Origin of the sequence: Okeania sp. (assembly GCF_035285525.1) — a bacterium.
Lineage (GTDB): Bacteria > Cyanobacteriota > Cyanobacteriia > Cyanobacteriales > Microcoleaceae > Trichodesmium.
In genome coordinates, this window is record NZ_JAYKGW010000243.1 from 1 (window position 1) to 17,352 (window position 17,352).

The 17,352-nt window shown below is 33.9% G+C and carries 12 protein-coding genes; 10 read left to right on the forward strand and 2 right to left on the reverse strand.

Annotated elements, in window-relative coordinates:
- Positions 1–136 precede the first annotated feature (136 nt).
- Positions 137–979 carry a prephenate/arogenate dehydrogenase gene (locus VKJ25_RS22895; RefSeq protein WP_324238970.1) on the reverse strand — a complete coding sequence of 281 codons (843 nt, stop codon included), beginning with the start codon at positions 977–979 and terminating at the stop codon, positions 137–139.
- Between the two features lie 39 nt (positions 980–1,018).
- On the opposite strand from VKJ25_RS22895, the gene VKJ25_RS22900 reads away from it, so the two are divergent.
- From VKJ25_RS22900 to VKJ25_RS22930, 7 genes are all read left to right on the forward strand, one after another.
- Positions 1,019–2,578, forward strand: coding sequence for a pentapeptide repeat-containing protein (locus tag VKJ25_RS22900; RefSeq protein WP_324238959.1), 1,560 nt, complete (start codon positions 1,019–1,021; stop codon positions 2,576–2,578).
- A gap of 735 nt (positions 2,579–3,313) precedes the next feature.
- Positions 3,314–4,867: a pentapeptide repeat-containing protein gene (locus VKJ25_RS22905; protein WP_324238960.1), complete on the forward strand. Its 1,554-nt coding sequence runs from the start codon at positions 3,314–3,316 to the stop codon at positions 4,865–4,867.
- Positions 4,868–5,189: 322 nt separating this feature from the next.
- A complete protein-coding gene (locus tag VKJ25_RS22910) occupies positions 5,190–6,704 on the forward strand; it encodes a pentapeptide repeat-containing protein (RefSeq protein WP_324238961.1) in 1,515 nt (504 codons plus the stop codon).
- Positions 6,705–6,709: 5 nt separating this feature from the next.
- A complete protein-coding gene (locus VKJ25_RS22915) occupies positions 6,710–8,221 on the forward strand; it encodes a helicase C-terminal domain-containing protein (RefSeq protein WP_324238962.1) in 1,512 nt (503 codons plus the stop codon).
- A 404-nt stretch (positions 8,222–8,625) separates the two neighbouring features.
- The gene (locus VKJ25_RS22920) at positions 8,626–8,838 is read left to right on the forward strand and encodes a DUF2839 domain-containing protein (RefSeq protein ID WP_324238963.1); all 213 of its coding nucleotides are present in this window, start codon (positions 8,626–8,628) and stop codon (positions 8,836–8,838) included.
- A 1,332-nt stretch (positions 8,839–10,170) separates the two neighbouring features.
- The gene (locus VKJ25_RS22925; protein ID WP_324238964.1) at positions 10,171–10,530 is read left to right on the forward strand and encodes a DUF1815 family protein; all 360 of its coding nucleotides are present in this window, start codon (positions 10,171–10,173) and stop codon (positions 10,528–10,530) included.
- A 691-nt stretch (positions 10,531–11,221) separates the two neighbouring features.
- Positions 11,222–12,100: an alpha/beta fold hydrolase gene (locus tag VKJ25_RS22930; protein ID WP_324238965.1), complete on the forward strand. Its 879-nt coding sequence runs from the start codon at positions 11,222–11,224 to the stop codon at positions 12,098–12,100.
- 386 nt (positions 12,101–12,486) lie between these two features.
- On the opposite strand, the gene recA is transcribed toward VKJ25_RS22930, so the two are convergent.
- Positions 12,487–13,557, reverse strand: a complete 1,071-nt coding sequence (gene recA, locus VKJ25_RS22935; RefSeq protein WP_324238966.1) for a recombinase RecA — start codon at positions 13,555–13,557, stop codon at positions 12,487–12,489.
- A gap of 356 nt (positions 13,558–13,913) precedes the next feature.
- On the opposite strand from recA, the gene VKJ25_RS22940 reads away from it, so the two are divergent.
- The 3 genes from VKJ25_RS22940 (at position 13,914) to VKJ25_RS22950 (ending at position 17,236) form a co-directional block, all read left to right on the forward strand.
- Positions 13,914–15,044 (forward strand): DegT/DnrJ/EryC1/StrS family aminotransferase, encoded by a 1,131-nt coding sequence (locus VKJ25_RS22940; RefSeq protein ID WP_324238967.1) that lies wholly within the window; start codon positions 13,914–13,916, stop codon positions 15,042–15,044.
- 252 nt (positions 15,045–15,296) lie between these two features.
- Entirely contained in the window at positions 15,297–16,193 is an 897-nt protein-coding gene (crtB, locus tag VKJ25_RS22945) for a cyanoexosortase B (RefSeq protein WP_324238968.1), read from the forward strand.
- A gap of 254 nt (positions 16,194–16,447) precedes the next feature.
- Positions 16,448–17,236 carry a cyanoexosortase B system-associated protein gene (locus VKJ25_RS22950; RefSeq protein WP_324238969.1) on the forward strand — a complete coding sequence of 263 codons (789 nt, stop codon included), beginning with the start codon at positions 16,448–16,450 and terminating at the stop codon, positions 17,234–17,236.
- Positions 17,237–17,352: the final 116 nt, after the last annotated feature.

The following is a 17,352-nucleotide window of genomic DNA, read 5'->3' on the forward strand; positions in this document are numbered from 1 at the left end:
TTTCTGTCTAGTTATTAATTACAAGACTTATCCAAAGACTATAGATATAGCGTTCCAAACTATAACGTTATAGTTTTTCAACTCTATATATAGCAACTTTGCCTCAGTCTTGAATTATTAATTATTAATTATTCCCCTACTCCTGTAAAAATAGTTTTCTACTTTGCTCCGTAGAACTCAATTTTTCTTCAATAATCTGCCAATTTTCTTGTTCAATATCCTCAATAAACCTATTAATTTCCTCTCGAAAAGAATAGAGCGATCGCAACACCTCCAGACGATTATATTGGGCCATCATTCGTCCTAACTCCGGATTACCACCTCCCACTCGGCTAGTATCACGGAAACCAGAACTAGCCAACTCTTGTGCTAACTTAACAACAGTAGGATGAGTTTCACTCATACAGGCAGAAATCAAACTAGCACTGGCCATCACAGGCAAATGAGAAATCCAGGCAACAGCTCGATCATGTTCATAAGGGTTACAAAAGTAAACTTGACTCTGAAGCAAGCTAACTATTGCCTCAACTTTCTCCACAGACTCCAAAGGAGTATTTTCAGTAGGAGTCAATACATAAGGTCTATCCCTAAATAAACCCAACTGAGCCACCTCAATCCCACTTTCTGCCTTCCCCGCCATAGGATGTCCACCCACAAAATTCGGCCAAATTTGGGAAACACCCTCCACAATAGGTTTCTTCACAGAACCCACATCAGTTAAAATTGCAGAGGGAGAAATAAAAGGAATAAGTTGTTCCAGAGTAGGAATAATAATAGATATGGGAGTACAGATAAATATTAAATCAGCAATAGAGAGTAAAGATAATTCCAAACTAGCTTCATCAACAGCTCCCAGAGCGATCGCCTTTTGACAGGTTTGGTTTCGACGAGAAACTCCAAAAACCTGATAACCTAAAGCTCTCAAATCCAATCCAATCGAGCCACCAATTAAACCTAATCCAACAATACCTATATTCACCATAATAATGTAATGGGTCCGATACCAAAGTCCGCCCTAATGATAATCGAAGAACTCCAAAAAAAATATGCTGCTGGTGAAAGAAATTTTACAGACCTCAATCTTTTTGAGGCCAACCTCACTGGTATTAATCTCAGTGGCGCAAATCTTAGCGGAGTAAACCTTAGTGTTGCTAACCTAAGTGGTGCGAATTTAACAAATTCTAATCTTAGTAAAGCTAAACTTAATATTGCTAAACTTAACGGAGCACATTTGAGTGGCACAAACTTAAATGGTGCTGATTTGAATGTAGCAAACCTAGTTTTAGTCAATTTGAAAAAAGCTCGATTAATTGGCGCTAAATTGATTAGAGCAGAATTAATTAGAGCAGAATTAAGTGAGGCAAATCTTGCTTTAGCAGATTTAAGTGGAGCAAGTTTAGTTGAAGCTACACTCCGAAAAGCCAATCTAAGTAATGCTAATTTAAAGGGAGCTAACTTGCGTTTTGCTTCTCTTACAGGATCTAATTTAATAGAAGCTAACTTACAAGGAGCAGATCTGAGTGGTGCAGATTTGAGTGGAGTAAACCTCAGTGGTTCTGAGTTAAGACAAACTAATTTGAATGGTGCTAATTTGAATGGTTCTGATTTAAGTGGAGCTAACTTACGTTGGGCTGACTTAAGTGGTGCTCAACTGAAGTACGCTAATCTTAGTGATGCGAAACTAAGTGGTGCTAACTTAAGTAGAGGAGATTTGTTCCAAGCTAACCTTTTAAATACCAGTTTAGTTCATGCTAATTTATCGAGTACCTGTTTAATTGAAGTAGATTGGATTGGAGTAGATTTAACCGGAGCAACTTTAACCGGAGCCAAAATCTTTGGAGCTTCTCGCTTGGGAATTAAAGCAGAGGCAGTAATCTGTAAGTGGCTTGATCTTAGTGCAAGTGGAGATAAAAGTCAAGTTTATTCTCTTAACTCAGAAACAATCAAAAATTTCTTTCACGAAAGCGTTCCTCAAGTAAATATTATTGTTGATACTTCTTTAGATAGTTTTAGTCATTATGCTCTAGCTACAACATATTATCAAATTAGTAAGTATTTACCAGAATTATCTCAACCCCCTTCCATAGAAATTAATTCTTGTAGAACAATCATTTCGTTTTCAATGGATAGTGATGAAAAGCTATTTTCTACTGCCTATATCGCTATTTTACCTTTTCTTGATGCTGCTAAAACTCAAGAGAATATTGTTAAAATTATGAAAATAGCTAATTCTCAAGACTTAAATTTTTTAACTCCTGTCATAGCTCAAATAATTCGGCAGTTCAGCACAGTATTAAATACATCAATTAAACAAGTTAATCAAATTAATAAAAACCAAGTATTTCTGAAATCTTGTAACGGAATTAAGTTTTTCCAGACACCAACAAAAATAAGTATAACTAATTCTAGTGGTCAAAAATTTAATATCTATTATCATCCTAAGTTTGGTAAACGAATAGTAAATAAAGACACTAAAAATAGTGAGGAAGAAACTATAATTAAAGTGCTTCAAACAGAACCATATTCTATTAGTACAATTTTTGACTTCATTAATGGCTTTTATCAACCACAAATTTAATTTTTAGGGAGTAGGAAGTAGCTAGTATTGATAATTAGGGTCTGCTGAAAAAGTCTGATGGTTAAGGTAGGGAGTAGGGAGTAGGGAGTAGGGAGTAAACCCACCCCTAACCTCTCCCAGGAGAGGAATTTAGGAGGAGTAGGAGTTATAGAGGAGTAGGGACTATGCAACGTCCGTACAGAATAATTGTCTCTTAATTATTCTGTTCTAGTTAGCATCAGAAGGCTAACTTTTTTAACCTTTCTGACCTAAAAGCTGATACTTTTTCTAGACAAACTAGACAAACAAGTTGCTGCTTTATCTGTCAATGTTTTCAGATTTCCATACGCCAGCTCTAATTAGGGTCTGCTGATTTATCGGGAACCGTAAAAGTCTTTTAGTAGCGGGGAGGAGCCAGAATCCAGCAATCCAGCAATCCAGCAATCCAGAATCCTTATGGGAATGGGAATCATCAAAGAAGTAGCCAGAAGAATCTTCCCTTCATTTTCTAACCTTTTCTTGCTCAAAATCTGAGAATGTATGATTTTTCGGGAACCGTAGCATTACCACCTAAAAGCTGGTACTTTGATTACTACCTAAAAAGGGTAAAATCTTTACCTGTCAAGACTTTGAGATTTCCATACGCAAGCCCTAACTATTCCCTCCATACCTCCATACCTCCATACCTCCATACCTCCATACCTCCATACCTCCATACCTATTCCCAGTTAAGTGTTCCCTGAAAAAACTGAAAGTATGAACCCAGAAGAAATACTTAAAAAATACGCAAAAGGAGAAAAAAACTTTACAGGTATTATTCTATGTGAAGTCAATCTTAGTAAAGTTAATCTCAATCAAATTAATTTAAGTCAAGCAGTATTAAATTTAACTAATCTCAGTGAAGCTAACCTAAATGGAGCCAACCTAAATGGAGCTAAACTAAACATATCTAGACTTACGAAAACTGATCTGAGCGACGCTAAACTTAACGGTGCAAATCTCAACCTTACTAATCTAATTGAAGCTAATTTAAGTAACGCTGAATTGATAGAAGCCAAACTAATTCGAGCAGAGTTAATTCGGGCAAATATGAGTAATGCTAATCTCAAAGGTGCTAATTTAGCAGAGGCAGATTTAAGAGAAGCTATGTTAAAACAAGCTAACTTAGAATTAGTAGACTTACATTCTGCTCATCTAAGAGGTTCTTGCTTACTAAATTCTAACTTAGAAAGAGCTAATTTATATAGAGCAAATCTTGGTAAAGCTGACTTGAGAGGAGCCAACTTTAGTAATGCTGAACTTAGACAAGCTAATCTTTCTCTTTCTAATTTGAGTAAAGCTAATTTTAAAGGAGCTAATTTAACGGAAGCTGATTTAACAGGAGCTAATTTAACAGGAGCAAATCTTGATTCAGCTATACTTAATAGTGTCAATTTACATGGAGCAAATTTATATAATTCTAATTTATCTAATGCCGTTTTAATTAAAGCTGATTTAACTAAAAGTAATTTAATTCATGTTAGTTGTGAAGGAGCAGATTTAACATCAGCTATTCTCACAGGTAGTAAACTTTATGGAGTATCAAGATTTAGAATAAATGCAGAAAATATTACTTGTAATTGGGTTGATATGAGTGAAAATGGTGATGGTAGTAAAATAATAAATTTGACTCCGGAAGAATCTCGACTTTTTTTTGATGCGAGTCAACCAATTGTTAAAGTTACTATTGGTTCACCTTTAAATCCTGATGCTCATTTAGCCTTAGCTGCCATCTACCGTCAAATTTATAAACAGTATAATCTCTTAGGATTACCTCCTAATATCGAAGTTAATTATAAACAAACTAAATTATCACTTCAAGTAGATAAAGATGAACAGTTATTTCCTACTGCTTATTTGATGATTTATCCCTTCAAAGTATCTACATTAACTCAAAATTATTTTTTAGAACTAATCAAACAAATTACCCAATTCTACTCTAGAACTTTAAATGTTAGAACATCAAATCGTTTTGCCAAGATTAGAATAAACCTTTATAAAATGAAAAGAATAATTGATGAACTAAATGCTAATAATACTCAACCTTCTCAAATACTAAACTTAAAATTTTTCAGTTCTCTGATAAGAATTAATATAGTTAACTCAATGGGAGAAGATTTTTGCCTGACAAATAGTCTAGATTATACCCAAGTAATTTCTAACTATTTAATCGAAAAAGGCATAAATGAAGAACACTTAGTTAACTCTTTTGTAGATACTCAACAATTTTATAAAAGCCTAGTATCATTTGTTAAAAATTTTTCTGAATAACTGGAGAATTAAGAATTGAGAATTAAGAATTGGAGAGTGTACTAAAAGTATGATGAGAAAAGATTGACAGCACTTAAACTTCTGGATATAAAGTTTCTCACCTTTAGATAGAGCTTGCTGATTAAATGTCAAAGTTTTTACAGATAATTCTTTTAGCCTTTTTAGGTGTTGAAAAAGTACCTAACTATTAACTGTTAACTAATTTTTCGGGAACCGTAAAAGCTGATAACTAATAACTGATAGCTGATCAATGAAATTACCTTACTTCGGAAATTGGTGTACATCTAGCGTATATCTAGTAAACTTGACTACTTAATAACAAATGTCAACAGAAATATTAAAAAGATACCAATTAGTTAAAAAATATACACAAGGAACAAGAAATTTTGCAGGCATTAATTTGACAGAAGTCAACCTGAGTCGGATGAACTTAAGCAAAACTAATCTTATTCATGCTACTTTATTTGTCTGTAATCTCAGTGGCGCTAATCTCAGTGAATCTAACCTAACTAGAGCTAATCTCAATATAGCCCGCCTAAGTGGTGCTAATCTGAAAAAAGCTATATTAAATAAAGCAACTCTCAATGTGGCCAATCTAGTCCAAGCTAATTTAACAGAAGCTCAATTAGTAGAAGCTACCCTAATTAGAGGAGAATTAGTCAGAACGGAACTTAGTTTAGCTAATCTTAGTGGAGCTAATCTCAGTAATGCTGATATGAGAGAAGCAAATATTACAGAAGCTAACTTAATTCAAACTAATTTAAGTAATGTAAATCTGAGATTTGCTCAAGGAAAAAGAAGTAATTTAGAAAAAGCTGACCTTCATAATGCGGATTTGACAAAAGCCGATCTAGAAGGAGCGAATTTTACTGATGCTGAATTAAGACAAACTCATTTCAGTATGGCTAATCTTAAGAATGCCACATTTCATGGGGCTAATCTCAGGTGGGCTAATCTTAATGGAGCTGACTTAACTGATGCAGACCTTAGTAATGTTAAATTAAGTGGAGCTAATCTTCGGGGAGCTAATTTGACCAATACAAAATTAACTAATGCTAGTCTAGTTCATGCTGATTTAACTGAAGCTAATTTAGTCCGAACTGATTTAGTAGGAGTAGATTTATCAGGAGCTATTTTAACTGGAGCAAAACTTTATGAAGTTCCTAGATTAAATATTAAAGCTGAAAATATTGTTTGTGAATGGATTGATATTAGTCCTAATGGAGATCGTAGTCAAGTTTATCACTTTAAATCACCAGCAGAATCTCAGAGATTTTTTCACCAAAAACCCCCCATAGTTCAAATAATTGTTGATTCAAATTTAGACCAAAAAGTTAATGTAGCTCTGGCTACAACTTACTATCATCTGGCTCAGGATTATGATTTTATGAAACGTCCTCCTAGTATTGAAGTTCAGTACCAAAAAACTATTTTGAGTTTTATAGTAGACAATGATCAACTTTTATTTATACTCGCATTTATAGCAATCAATCCTTTTGCTGATGGGAAAAATGCTCAAGTTAATATCATAAAAATTCTCGAAAATTCCCCTTTACAAAAAATCAATACCAAAATATCAGAATTAGAAATTGATATGCAGCAAGTCATTTCCAAAAATCAGAAAATAAAAAAAATTGTTGAATCTTTTTCACACAAAATTACTTTTTTTGCAGCCCCTACTCAGTTAATTTTAAATAATTCTAGCGGTAAGAGTTTAGTAGTAAGTAGCAATCCTAAGTTTGGAAAAAAAATCTCTAAAAATATAGAACAAAAATTCTCTTTACCCTCTGAAAATCAAATAGCTAATTTTATTGATAGCTTTTATCACTTTGGTTAAAATCTGTGATTGAAGTAGAAGTCCATCAATCCCTACTAAATTTTTTACAATCGCAAAATCAACCTTACTGGCCTCATAATTTAACAATGGCACGGTTAGTGGCAAGAGCTTTGCGACTGGGACGTAGTGCTTTAATTCAAACAGCTTCTCCACCAGGTAGCCATAATCAAGAATATCAATTGAGTTATCTACTACCAATCTTAATGTGGCCTCAAAAAACCATATTAGTTACTCCTCAACCAGTACAAGAACATTTACTTACTGTGGAAATTCCCAGGTTGCTAGCCAACCAATCTCAGATTAGTCCATTACTTTCTCAAAAAGCAATCCAAACTTATCCTCTACAAGACCCTAATTTTGATGGACTATTACTGATAACTCCTGAAGCTTGGTTAGCTAAACAATGGCAGGATCAAGATTTTTCTCAAGGTATTCCCACAATTATTGACTGGGCAGACAATCTCGAAACTTGGGCACAAAATTATTTAACTGCTAGCTTTTTACCTACTGGCTGGAATCAACTAATGGAAGTTTATCCGGAGCAAGCTGACTTGATTCGTGAAACTAGGATAAATTTAACGCGATCGCTTTTCCAACATCCAGCTAATCCCTACAACTGCTATTTAATTGAACAAGATGAGGAACAAATTTTACAAAATCTCGTCTATAATAGTTTATCTTTACCTCTAGAGAAATATGATTTTTGGTTTCAGTGGCAAAGCAGTGGACAATTAAAGTGGGCAGAAATTCATCGTCAGAGAGGCTCATTTTCTTTGTACTGTACTCCTTATGATTTATCTGAAGCTCTCAAAAATATTTGGACTAAACAACCAGTCGTAATTATTGGAGGAGCATTAGATTTAAAAAGGAAAGCTGATAGTTATAGACAGATGGTGGGACTAGGAGAGATAACTTGTGTTAAATTTTCTCCTGATCGTCGCCATGAGATGATTCAATTATATTTGCCTAATGGTTTACCTCTGCCAAATACACCTCAATTTCAAACAGTATTAACTACAGAAATTAGAAGTTTATTGCATATTAGTTCTAATGGTATTAATGGATTAATAGTAATTATTATCGGAGATGTACCACTGAAAACTCAAGTGGGTGCTGCTTTGGCTTCTGAATTTGGTTCGAGAGTTCAGGTAGAAACAGTTTCTGCTGAAGAAAATACTATTTTAATTACTGGTTGGGAATTTTGGCAAGAACATCAAAGAGAACTCCCAGCACCTAAATTATTAATAATTACTACATTACCTCTTCCATCTTTAGAACATCCGTTAGTATCTGGACGAGTAAATTATTATAAGCAAAGGGGTTTAGATTGGTTTAGACTATACCTGTTACCAAAAGCATTACAAGAGTTGCAACGTGCTATTGCCTCTGCGCGAGAGTCTCAAGGTGTGGTTGCTGTGTTAGATAATCGTGTGATTTATCGTAGTTATGGTAAACAAATTTTAGCAGCTCTTAGCCCCTTTGCCAAAATTAATTCCTTAGATACTATTTGGTTATAAAAGAGGGAACAGGGAACAGAGAGACAAAGAAGCCCGGAGACGGGGAGACAAAGAAACCGGGTTTCTGGGTTGGCTGAGATAGACTTACAGGAGCAGGATGCAGGGTTCCCGAAAAATGTCACTAAATTTAAGGGTAAAAAAATCACTCTTGTCATCCTTTTATTAAACAGGACTTACCCATCTAGTAACGTACCGATAGCCTATATTTAGTCCTTTGCGTAATTCCTATTCAAGAAACCGGGTTTCTGGGTGGGCTATAGTTTTTGAATTATTACAATCTATTTCTTTCTACCTTATTTTACTTGATATTTTTTTTAATATAAACTTTACAAACTGACTTTATATTTACTGATCGTTATTGTTATTATCTATATATAAATTGTCAAATAAAGGTTTATAAATTTATGGGTGAAGCAAAGCGTCGAAAAGAAGCATTGGGAGAAGAATACGGTAAAGAAACACGGTTTATTTCTTGGCTACCAATCACTAAAAGTCAAAGTGAACAATTTATGAAGTTGACTACAACTGGTGCATGGACTGGTATTGTATTTCTTATTCTGGCATGGTCAACAGTTAGATTTATCGGTCCTGCTTTTGGATGGTGGCAAGTTGAATAACTTTTTGTGAAACATTTAGCTATAAGCTATTAGTTATTAACTCCAGAAATGTTTTTCAGGAGGAATTAGTCTGGAAGAACTAATATATAAATAGGGCTTGTTGAATAAGTCTTTTAGTTAAGAATAGGAGTCAGAATCCAAAATCGGTAAATCCAGAAATCAGGGGAACTATAGAGGAGGTAGTCAGAATAATTCTCCCTTGAATTTCTGCCCTTTTCTTGCCAAAAATGCACTCTTTTTTGACCATAAATATCTGAAAAATAGGTACTTTTTTCAGACATAAAAAGGCTAAAAATTTATATATCAATTTTTTTATATTTAATCAGCAAACCCTAAATAAAAATATCGTCAGTTAACCTTAGTAAGTTATTACATTTAAAATCTTAATGCTTACCTTTTTGTTTACTAAAATTAGAAAAAACTATAGCCAAAATCAACATAGACTTTGGCTATAGTTTTTGATATTTTTCAAATAAAAAATTAAGATTAACATTTTAAGATAAATTCCTAAAATTCAAGTTATTAGCTAGAGTTTGGGTATGGAAGTTCTTTTTGCGGAGGTAGGGAGTAGGAAGTATTGAAGAGTAAGGATAAGCAGGAGGTTACATAGGAAATATTTGGAAAAATAGTTGCTTCATTTTTCTGCCATAGTTAACGTAAAATGCTAGGTTTTTGATTTTTCGGGAACCGTACCTTATCTGCCTAAAAATTTGAACTTTTTCCGACCAGAAAAAGGGACTTACCTTTATCTATAAAATAATTTTATATTTAATCAGCAAGCCCTAGTTAAGTATAGATAACTTGTGACTTATATTGATGATTCATTATTTATATAACATTGTATTTTGAATTTATCAAACAATGCCACAGCAAAGCTTAATATTTTTATGCCTGAAAATACAAGGATTTGACTGAATGTTTTACTTGATACTTTACTCAATAAGCCGACCGGAAAAAGGTACTTACCTTTTATCTATAAAATAATTTTAGATTTAATCAGCAAACTCTAGTTAAGTCTAGATAACTTCTGACTTATAGTGATGATTAATTATTTATATAACTTCACATTTTGAATTTCTCAAACAATGATTTCAGAAGCAAAGCTTAATAGTTTTATGCCTGAAACTACAGATATTTGACTGAATGTTGTACTTGATACTTTACTCAATAATCCTATCAGTTAACCTAAAATACCTAGTGTTGAAGGCTAGTTGAGGGATATGCGCGAAAAAATAACAGGGTATATACTATATTCAAAAGTTAGACACCAAGATTTCCAAAAAACTTAACAAAGTGTAAAATTTCTGAGGTGTATTGAATAGGAGGATAATCGTGTTTCAGAGACTTGCAGAACAACATCGTCAATTTGTCAAGGACTTAGTAATGAATTTACAAGCTCTAGCGATTGTGCTAGAGAATAGAGGATACTTAGCCTCTTGTTACACTTGTGGAGGTCAAATGAATAGTGCCTCATTTATGGTTAGTCTGGGAGAAAATCATCTGATTCGTTTTCTGGTATCAGATTATGGGATAACATGGACAGAGATGCGAGATGACCGTGAATTAATGAAATTAGAAGGAGCTGAAGCAATTAGTCAATTACAAGAATTAGCTAATTTAGTGAAAAATCAGATTCAGTCTTGTCCTCATAAAATTAGGGAGGAGGATCTTAGTCTAAATAATGTAACATAGGTTCTATTAATGAATAATGAATAATTACCTCTGGTTAAAACTATGAGGAAATTGAATATGAGGAAATATTTCAGCACTTCTTTTCTTCTTAAAAGGAAAGGCTTTATACCTTTATTTGATGGGAAGATAAAGTGACTGGGGCAAAATTATAGAATAGCCTATTTTTAAATTTACTCTGCCAAAATATTGATTCAATTTCTTTTACATAATTTATTTCTTTCTAACTTAAACAAAACTTGCCAAGCTAACATAGTAATCCTAAATAGGTTGAGACCAATCGAAAACTAGAAAGAAACTCTAAAAGTCTTACCAAAAAATGAGGTATAAAGCCTACCCTGGTTCGGGGATGAAAAAATATTTAACTCAGTATTTCCAGCTTCCGAGTTTAGTCGGAGTTTCACTCTCTACTGATAACTGAAATGACCCATTGCCCCAAAGCAGTGATATTTTCATATACAAATAAAATAGGATTGCTATATATCAAGCTGGAAAGCCAAAATGTCAAGTTATGTGTAGTTTTACTTAAGAAAATTAATATAACTTTTAACTTAAACAATTAATCAGATTTAACCAGATGTTAGTCTATAGATATGGAATAGATAAGTTAAAAGTATAAGATTAGCTGGACACAAATTACTACTAAGTAAAGTATCTAAATGTCTGGCAAAATTAAGAAAGTTAAGAGTAAATTATGAGTCTTCTAGAATCTCAATGGCAGCATTTTTTTGTAGATACCAATAATATTCGCCTACATTGTGTTACTCAAGGTGAGGGAGAATTAGTTATACTCCTGCATGGTTTCCCTGAATTTTGGTATTCTTGGCGGTATCAAATGCCAGCTTTAGCACGTCATTTTCGGGTTGTAGTCCCAGACTTACGAGGTTACAATGATTCTGAAAAACCAGATAATGGTTATGACCTAGATACTTTAGCAGCAGACATTCGAGGGTTAATCGAACGCTTGGGTTATGTTAAAGCACATATAGTTGGCCATGATTTGGGAGGGGCGATCGCCTGGCATCTAGCCCAAAAATTTCCTCAATGTTTGAACCGTCTAGCAATTTTGAATGCAGCTCATCCCCAAAAACTAATTCAAGAAGTGGCCGTAAATTTAGATCAACTACGCAGAAGTTGGTATATATTAGCCTTTCAAGTACCTGGAGTTCCAGAATGGCTAATTCAGCAAAACTTAAAAGAATTTATCAAAGAAATCTTTCAAGGACAAGCCATTCGCAAAAGTGCCTTTACTGCGGAAATTACTCAAATTTATCAAGCAGCTTTAGAGAAACCAGGAGCTTTAGTAGCTGCAATTAATCATTATCGTCAATTTCTGTGGCCTCAAAACTGGCTCAGAAATTTCAATCCTAAACCACAACAAGTTACAGCACCAACTTTAATATTATGGGGTAAAGAAGATTATTTTTTAAGCCAAAAACTTACAGAAGGTTTAGACAAATTAATAGCAGCTCCTTTCTGGTTAAAAGTTATTCCTGACTGTGGTCATTGGATCCAACAAGAAGTACCCTATACAGTAAATAGGGAACTATTGGATTTTTTTGGGAAAAATTAATTTGGATTTGCTGAATAAATATAAAATTATTGAAAACTCAAAGTTTGAGCTTTTTTAAGTGCTAAAAAAGTACCTAGTTTTTGATTTTTGTCGTTTCAAAATGGTAGAGTTTTGTTACTTACAATTAGAAAATTTGTCCGTAGCAGATATTCTAATACTGTTCCCAGTTAAGTGTTCCCTACCTTCACCATCAGACTTTTTCAGCAAACCCTAATTTTATTTTTAGTAAGTAAGGTTTACTGATTAAATATAAGAGTATTCATAGATCGAGATTTTCGTCTTTTTAGGGTCTGAAAAAGTGGAAGTTTGTAGAGGGTTGGGAGACCAAACCCCTACGGTTGGAAACCTAAAACGGAACTATGACCCAACTAAAATATAGCTAAAATTTACTCTTCTTCTGGAAGTTCATCATCATCTGTTTCATCAACCTGTGCCACAGAATTAGCAGAAACCACAGCACCTTGACTTAACTGATCTCGAACTTGCTTTTCAATTTTGTTGGCAAAATCAATATTTTCTTCCATATAAGTAATAGCTTTTTCTCGACCTTGAGCAAAATTACTTCCTTCATAACTATACCAAGCACCTCTACGCTTAATTACATCTGTCTCTTCTGCTAAGTCAAGAACACAACCAAAACTAGAAATTCCCTTACCAAAAATAATATCAAATTCAGAAACACGAAATGGAGGAGCCACCTTATTTTTCGCTACTTTTACTTTAACATGAATACCATATTCCTCTGAAGATTTTTTCAGAGTTTGTGTACGACGAATATCAAGTCTGACCGAAGCATAGAATTTCAGCGCATTACCACCAGTCGTAGTTTCTGGATTACCATAAACCACACCTATTTTCTGACGAAGTTGGTTGAGGAAAATTACCGTACAACCAGATTTACCAATATTACCTGTAATTTTTCGTAATGCTTGACTCATCAAACGAGCTTGGAGACCCATGTGAGAATCTCCCATATCTCCCTCGATTTCAGCTCTAGGTACTAATGCTGCTACCGAGTCAACAACCACAATATCGACAGCCACAGAACGAACCAAGTGATCCACTACTTCCAAGGCCATTTCACCAGTATCAGGTTGAGAGACCAATAAATTTTCTATATCTACTCCTAATGCAGCAGCATAAGTGGGATCTAAAGCGTGTTCTGCATCCACAAAAGCTGCTATACCTCCAGTTTTCTGAGTTTCAGCGATCGCGTGTAATGCCAAAGTGGTTTTTCCCGAACTTTCTGGGCCATAAATTTCAATAATTCGGCCCTTGGGTAAGCCACCTCCCAAGGCCAAGTCCAAAGTCAATGCCCCACTAGGAATTGTTTCTACCTTCATTCGGGTAGAATCTCCCAAACGGACAATTGACCCTTTACCAAAACTTTTTTCTATGGTTTTGAGGACTGAATCTAAAGCTTTTTGCTTTTCTTTATTATCTGTAGCTGAAGGCATTTGTTTTTTCCCAACTTTAATGGTTTTATATAAACTCTATCTACATTTGTACTTCATATATTTGGAATCTGCTGAACTCAACTAATAGGACTTACGCAAATAAATCCGGTTTCTACAATAAACCCTGGTTTTGAATAATAAACGTTCAGGAGAAACCAGGTTTCTGGGTTCGCCTGCGTAATTCCTGACTAATTATCCCTAAAAATTCTTTATGTTATTCTACAATTAGAGGGATGTAAAGTAAATGTATAAATTAATACTCATTACAGGGAATAGGGTATAGAATCGAGCCAAGATATCCTAGTTAGCTAATCTACATTTAATAAATTTCAGCCATTAATAATTATCTGAACAAAATGTTAAAAAATATTCCATTTGTTGACTTGAAACTCCAACATCAACCACTCAAAGCTGAACTAGAAAATTCGATTCAGGAAGTATTAGAAAGAGGAGATTTTATACTTGGTCAAGCAGTAGAAAAACTTGAGTCTTCATTCCCTACAGTTTGCGGGGTAAAAAATGGGGTTGGAGTTGGTTGTGGCACAGATGCTATAGCTCTTGGACTTCAAGCTTGTGGTATTGGCGCCGGAGATGAAGTAATTTTACCAGCTAATACATTTGTTGCTACTTTAATAGGTGTACTTCAAGCTGGTGCTACCCCTGTGCTAGTAGACTGTAATGTTGAAACTGCCCTAATTGATTTAGAAGCTGCTCAAAAAGCTGTTACATCTAAAACCAAAGTAATATTGCCAGTACATCTTTATGGTCAAATGGTATCTCCTAGTGAACTAAAAGACTTTGCTGAAGCTAATAACTTAATTATATTTGAAGATGCAGCTCAGGCTCATTTAGCCGAAAGAGAAGGATATTGTGCTGGGAGTATTGGAACTGCTGCTGCATTTAGTTTCTATCCCAGTAAAAATTTAGGTAGTTTTGGTGATGGAGGAATGGTAGTTACTAGAGACTCAGAGATAGCCAAAAAAATACGAACCCTCCGTAATTATGGCGCACCTCGTAAATATGTCCATGAGATTCCTGGTACTAACAGTAGATTAGATAGTATACAGGCAGCCATACTAAATGTCAAGCTTCCTTACCTAAAAGATTGGAATAGCGATCGCAACCAAGCAGCTCAAAAATACGATATCCTTCTCAGTCCCATGAAAGAGAAAGGTATTATCCCTATCAAAAATTTGAGTGGTACTGGGCATATTTATCATTTATATGTGATTCGAGTCACTGACAAATCTCCAATTAACCGAGACACCTTGAAGGAGAAATTAGGGATGGCAGGAATTTCTACTGGTATTCATTATCCGATACCTTGTCATCTGCAACCAGCTTATCAAAATTTAGGTTATAAGCAGGGTGATTTTCCTAATAGTGAAAGTCTGAGTCAAGAGATTTTATCTTTACCTATTTATCCTGTAATTACTGAAGAACAAATTCATCAGGTTGCCGAAACAATTAGTCAAATTATTATGTAAGTAAAAAGCGATTAGCTATTAGCTAAAAATGCTTAGTAAATCATATTAGCTAGTCTCCTGGGAAGGAGCTGGGCTAATAGCTATTGCTTTTAGTTTATAATAAAAGCTTTTTCATTCTCAAATGAAAAATTACTACAAAAACCAGTTTTTAGGTCTATATTTCTTTAAATATTTTCGTTAAGCTTGAAATTTTTATTGCTGTTTTCGTAGCATTTTTCTTTCTTAACTTCTTACTTCTTACTTAAAAAAAATATGCAAACTCGTCAAAAAATTCCTATTGCTATTGAGGAAAACTTACTAACAATAGCCATTACTGCCTTAATATTTTTGATGTATATTCCATTAATAATCTATTGGTATGATGGCTGGATTAATAAAAGTATCAGTATAGAACATGAATATTTTAGTCATGGAGCAATAGGCTTACCATTTGCTGGCTATATTGTTTGGAATAATCGACAAAAATGGCAAAACTTACCTAATACTTCTCATCCTGTAGGAGGAGTATTATTAGGAATTGCAGGAGTTTGGTATCTCAGCGATATTCCGGACTTGATCGACCTATCTTTTCCCCTAATGTTAACAGGAATTTGCCTTTGGTTCAAAGGAATACCAGGTTTCAAATTAATGGGTATGGCATTACTATTGATTTGGTTAGCAAGTCCTAATAATATTCCCTACTTAATTGAACCTTATATCCTACCTTTACAGAAATTTATTGCTGCAATTATCGGGTTTATTTTGAATCAATTTAATATGAATATTGATGTAAATGGAATATATTTAGATTTAGATTTAGAAAGAAGAGTTATTGAAATCGCACCCCATTGTGCAGGGTTGAAAATGTTGTTTACCAGTCTATATGTTTCCCTAGTTTTACTTAATTGGACTGGTGCTATAGCTAGTCGCGGTAAAACTATTTGCCTGCTCTTTAGTGCCGTGCTAATTAATGTTAGTGGCAATATTATCAGAAACGCTTTACTAACAATTTTTTATGGTACAGGTCAGGATGAAGCTTTTCATTGGTTCCATGAATCATGGGGTGGTGATATGTATTCTATCTGTATGTTAAGTTTATTATTTCCGATTATGAATTTGATAGATGATTATTTCACAAATTCAGTCGATTTTCCAAATCAACCTGAATAATTAGGGCTGGCTGAAAAAGTCTGTTGGTGAGCTTAGGCAATGGGGAATAGGCAATAGTTGCAGCTATTAATTTTTATAAATTTTTCCAAGTTTTGTGAGAAAAAATCCAGAATTTTCAAGATTAATTTAATAGTTTTTTGACACTTTTTGTTACCATGAAAAGCCTTTAATCTTTGTCTTTTAATGCTTTTAGATTTAATCAGTAAGCAATGTAATTTCTGCTTAAATAGTTATGGATAAAGGAAGACAGAAATATGGGAGAGGAATTTGGAAAATCAACTTTTAATAACCGGACTTGGTATAAAATTCAAGAGAATTGTGTTATGGTTAATAGCTTAAAAAGATTGCACAGATATAAACTTTCACAAGTAGTATTAGTATTGTTTCTGCTAATTATTTTAGTAGTGGGAACTGTACCTGGTTACATAACCGGAAAATGGTCTTGGAAAAATACAGCAAAAATTACTAATCTCAAAGACTTAAAACAAATCAAAGAAGAGGGATTAACTATTTCTGATTTGCCAACAATATCTCATGAACAATTGTTAATTGCTGACCATAAGTGGTTGGAGCAAAAAGTTAAAAATAATGAGCAATCTATAGTCTTATTACTATTAACTCCAAACGGACCAAAAGACAAGCCCGAAGTAGAATGGATGGATATAAATGGGTTCTATCGTTGGAAAACAGATTCCGAAAAAAGAGTTAAATTTACTGTAGAAATACCAAAAGATGGCAATGGAATTACAAACCGAAAAAAGCAATCTTCTAATGTAGAGGCTAAATTTTTTCGAGCCTGGACAAATAAACAAACTTTTGCAGTAATGCAGTGGTATGCTTGGCCTGGAGGAGGAAGTCCAGAAACTGGTGATTGGTTTTGGCAGGATAGATTAGCTATGATATCTAAAAAGCGTGTGTCTTGGGTAGCAGTTAATATATTATTACCTGTTGAACCTCTAGGAAATATTGATCCTTATCTACCACAAATCAAATCTATCGCGCAAAAAACTCAAGCATCATTATGGATAATTAATAATGAATAGTTGATAATAGATAATTTATGGAAATATTTGTCCGAAAAAAGTTGTAGGGGCGGGTTTATTAAAAAGTCTAAAAAAATCTCACTGGTATTGCTAAACCCGCACTTTTATTATGAATA

Coding starts and splice junctions, on each gene's coding strand:
- VKJ25_RS22900 (WP_324238959.1), top strand. CDS start 1,019: ATGATAATCGAAGAACTCCAAAAAAAATATGCTGCTGGTGAAAGAAAT.
- VKJ25_RS22905 (WP_324238960.1), top strand. CDS start 3,314: ATGAACCCAGAAGAAATACTTAAAAAATACGCAAAAGGAGAAAAAAAC.
- VKJ25_RS22910 (WP_324238961.1), top strand. CDS start 5,190: ATGTCAACAGAAATATTAAAAAGATACCAATTAGTTAAAAAATATACA.
- VKJ25_RS22920 (WP_324238963.1), top strand. CDS start 8,626: ATGGGTGAAGCAAAGCGTCGAAAAGAAGCATTGGGAGAAGAATACGGT.
- VKJ25_RS22930 (WP_324238965.1), top strand. CDS start 11,222: ATGAGTCTTCTAGAATCTCAATGGCAGCATTTTTTTGTAGATACCAAT.
- recA (WP_324238966.1), bottom strand. CDS start 13,557: ATGCCTTCAGCTACAGATAATAAAGAAAAGCAAAAAGCTTTAGATTCA.
- VKJ25_RS22940 (WP_324238967.1), top strand. CDS start 13,914: ATGTTAAAAAATATTCCATTTGTTGACTTGAAACTCCAACATCAACCA.
- crtB (WP_324238968.1), top strand. CDS start 15,297: ATGCAAACTCGTCAAAAAATTCCTATTGCTATTGAGGAAAACTTACTA.
- VKJ25_RS22950 (WP_324238969.1), top strand. CDS start 16,448: ATGGGAGAGGAATTTGGAAAATCAACTTTTAATAACCGGACTTGGTAT.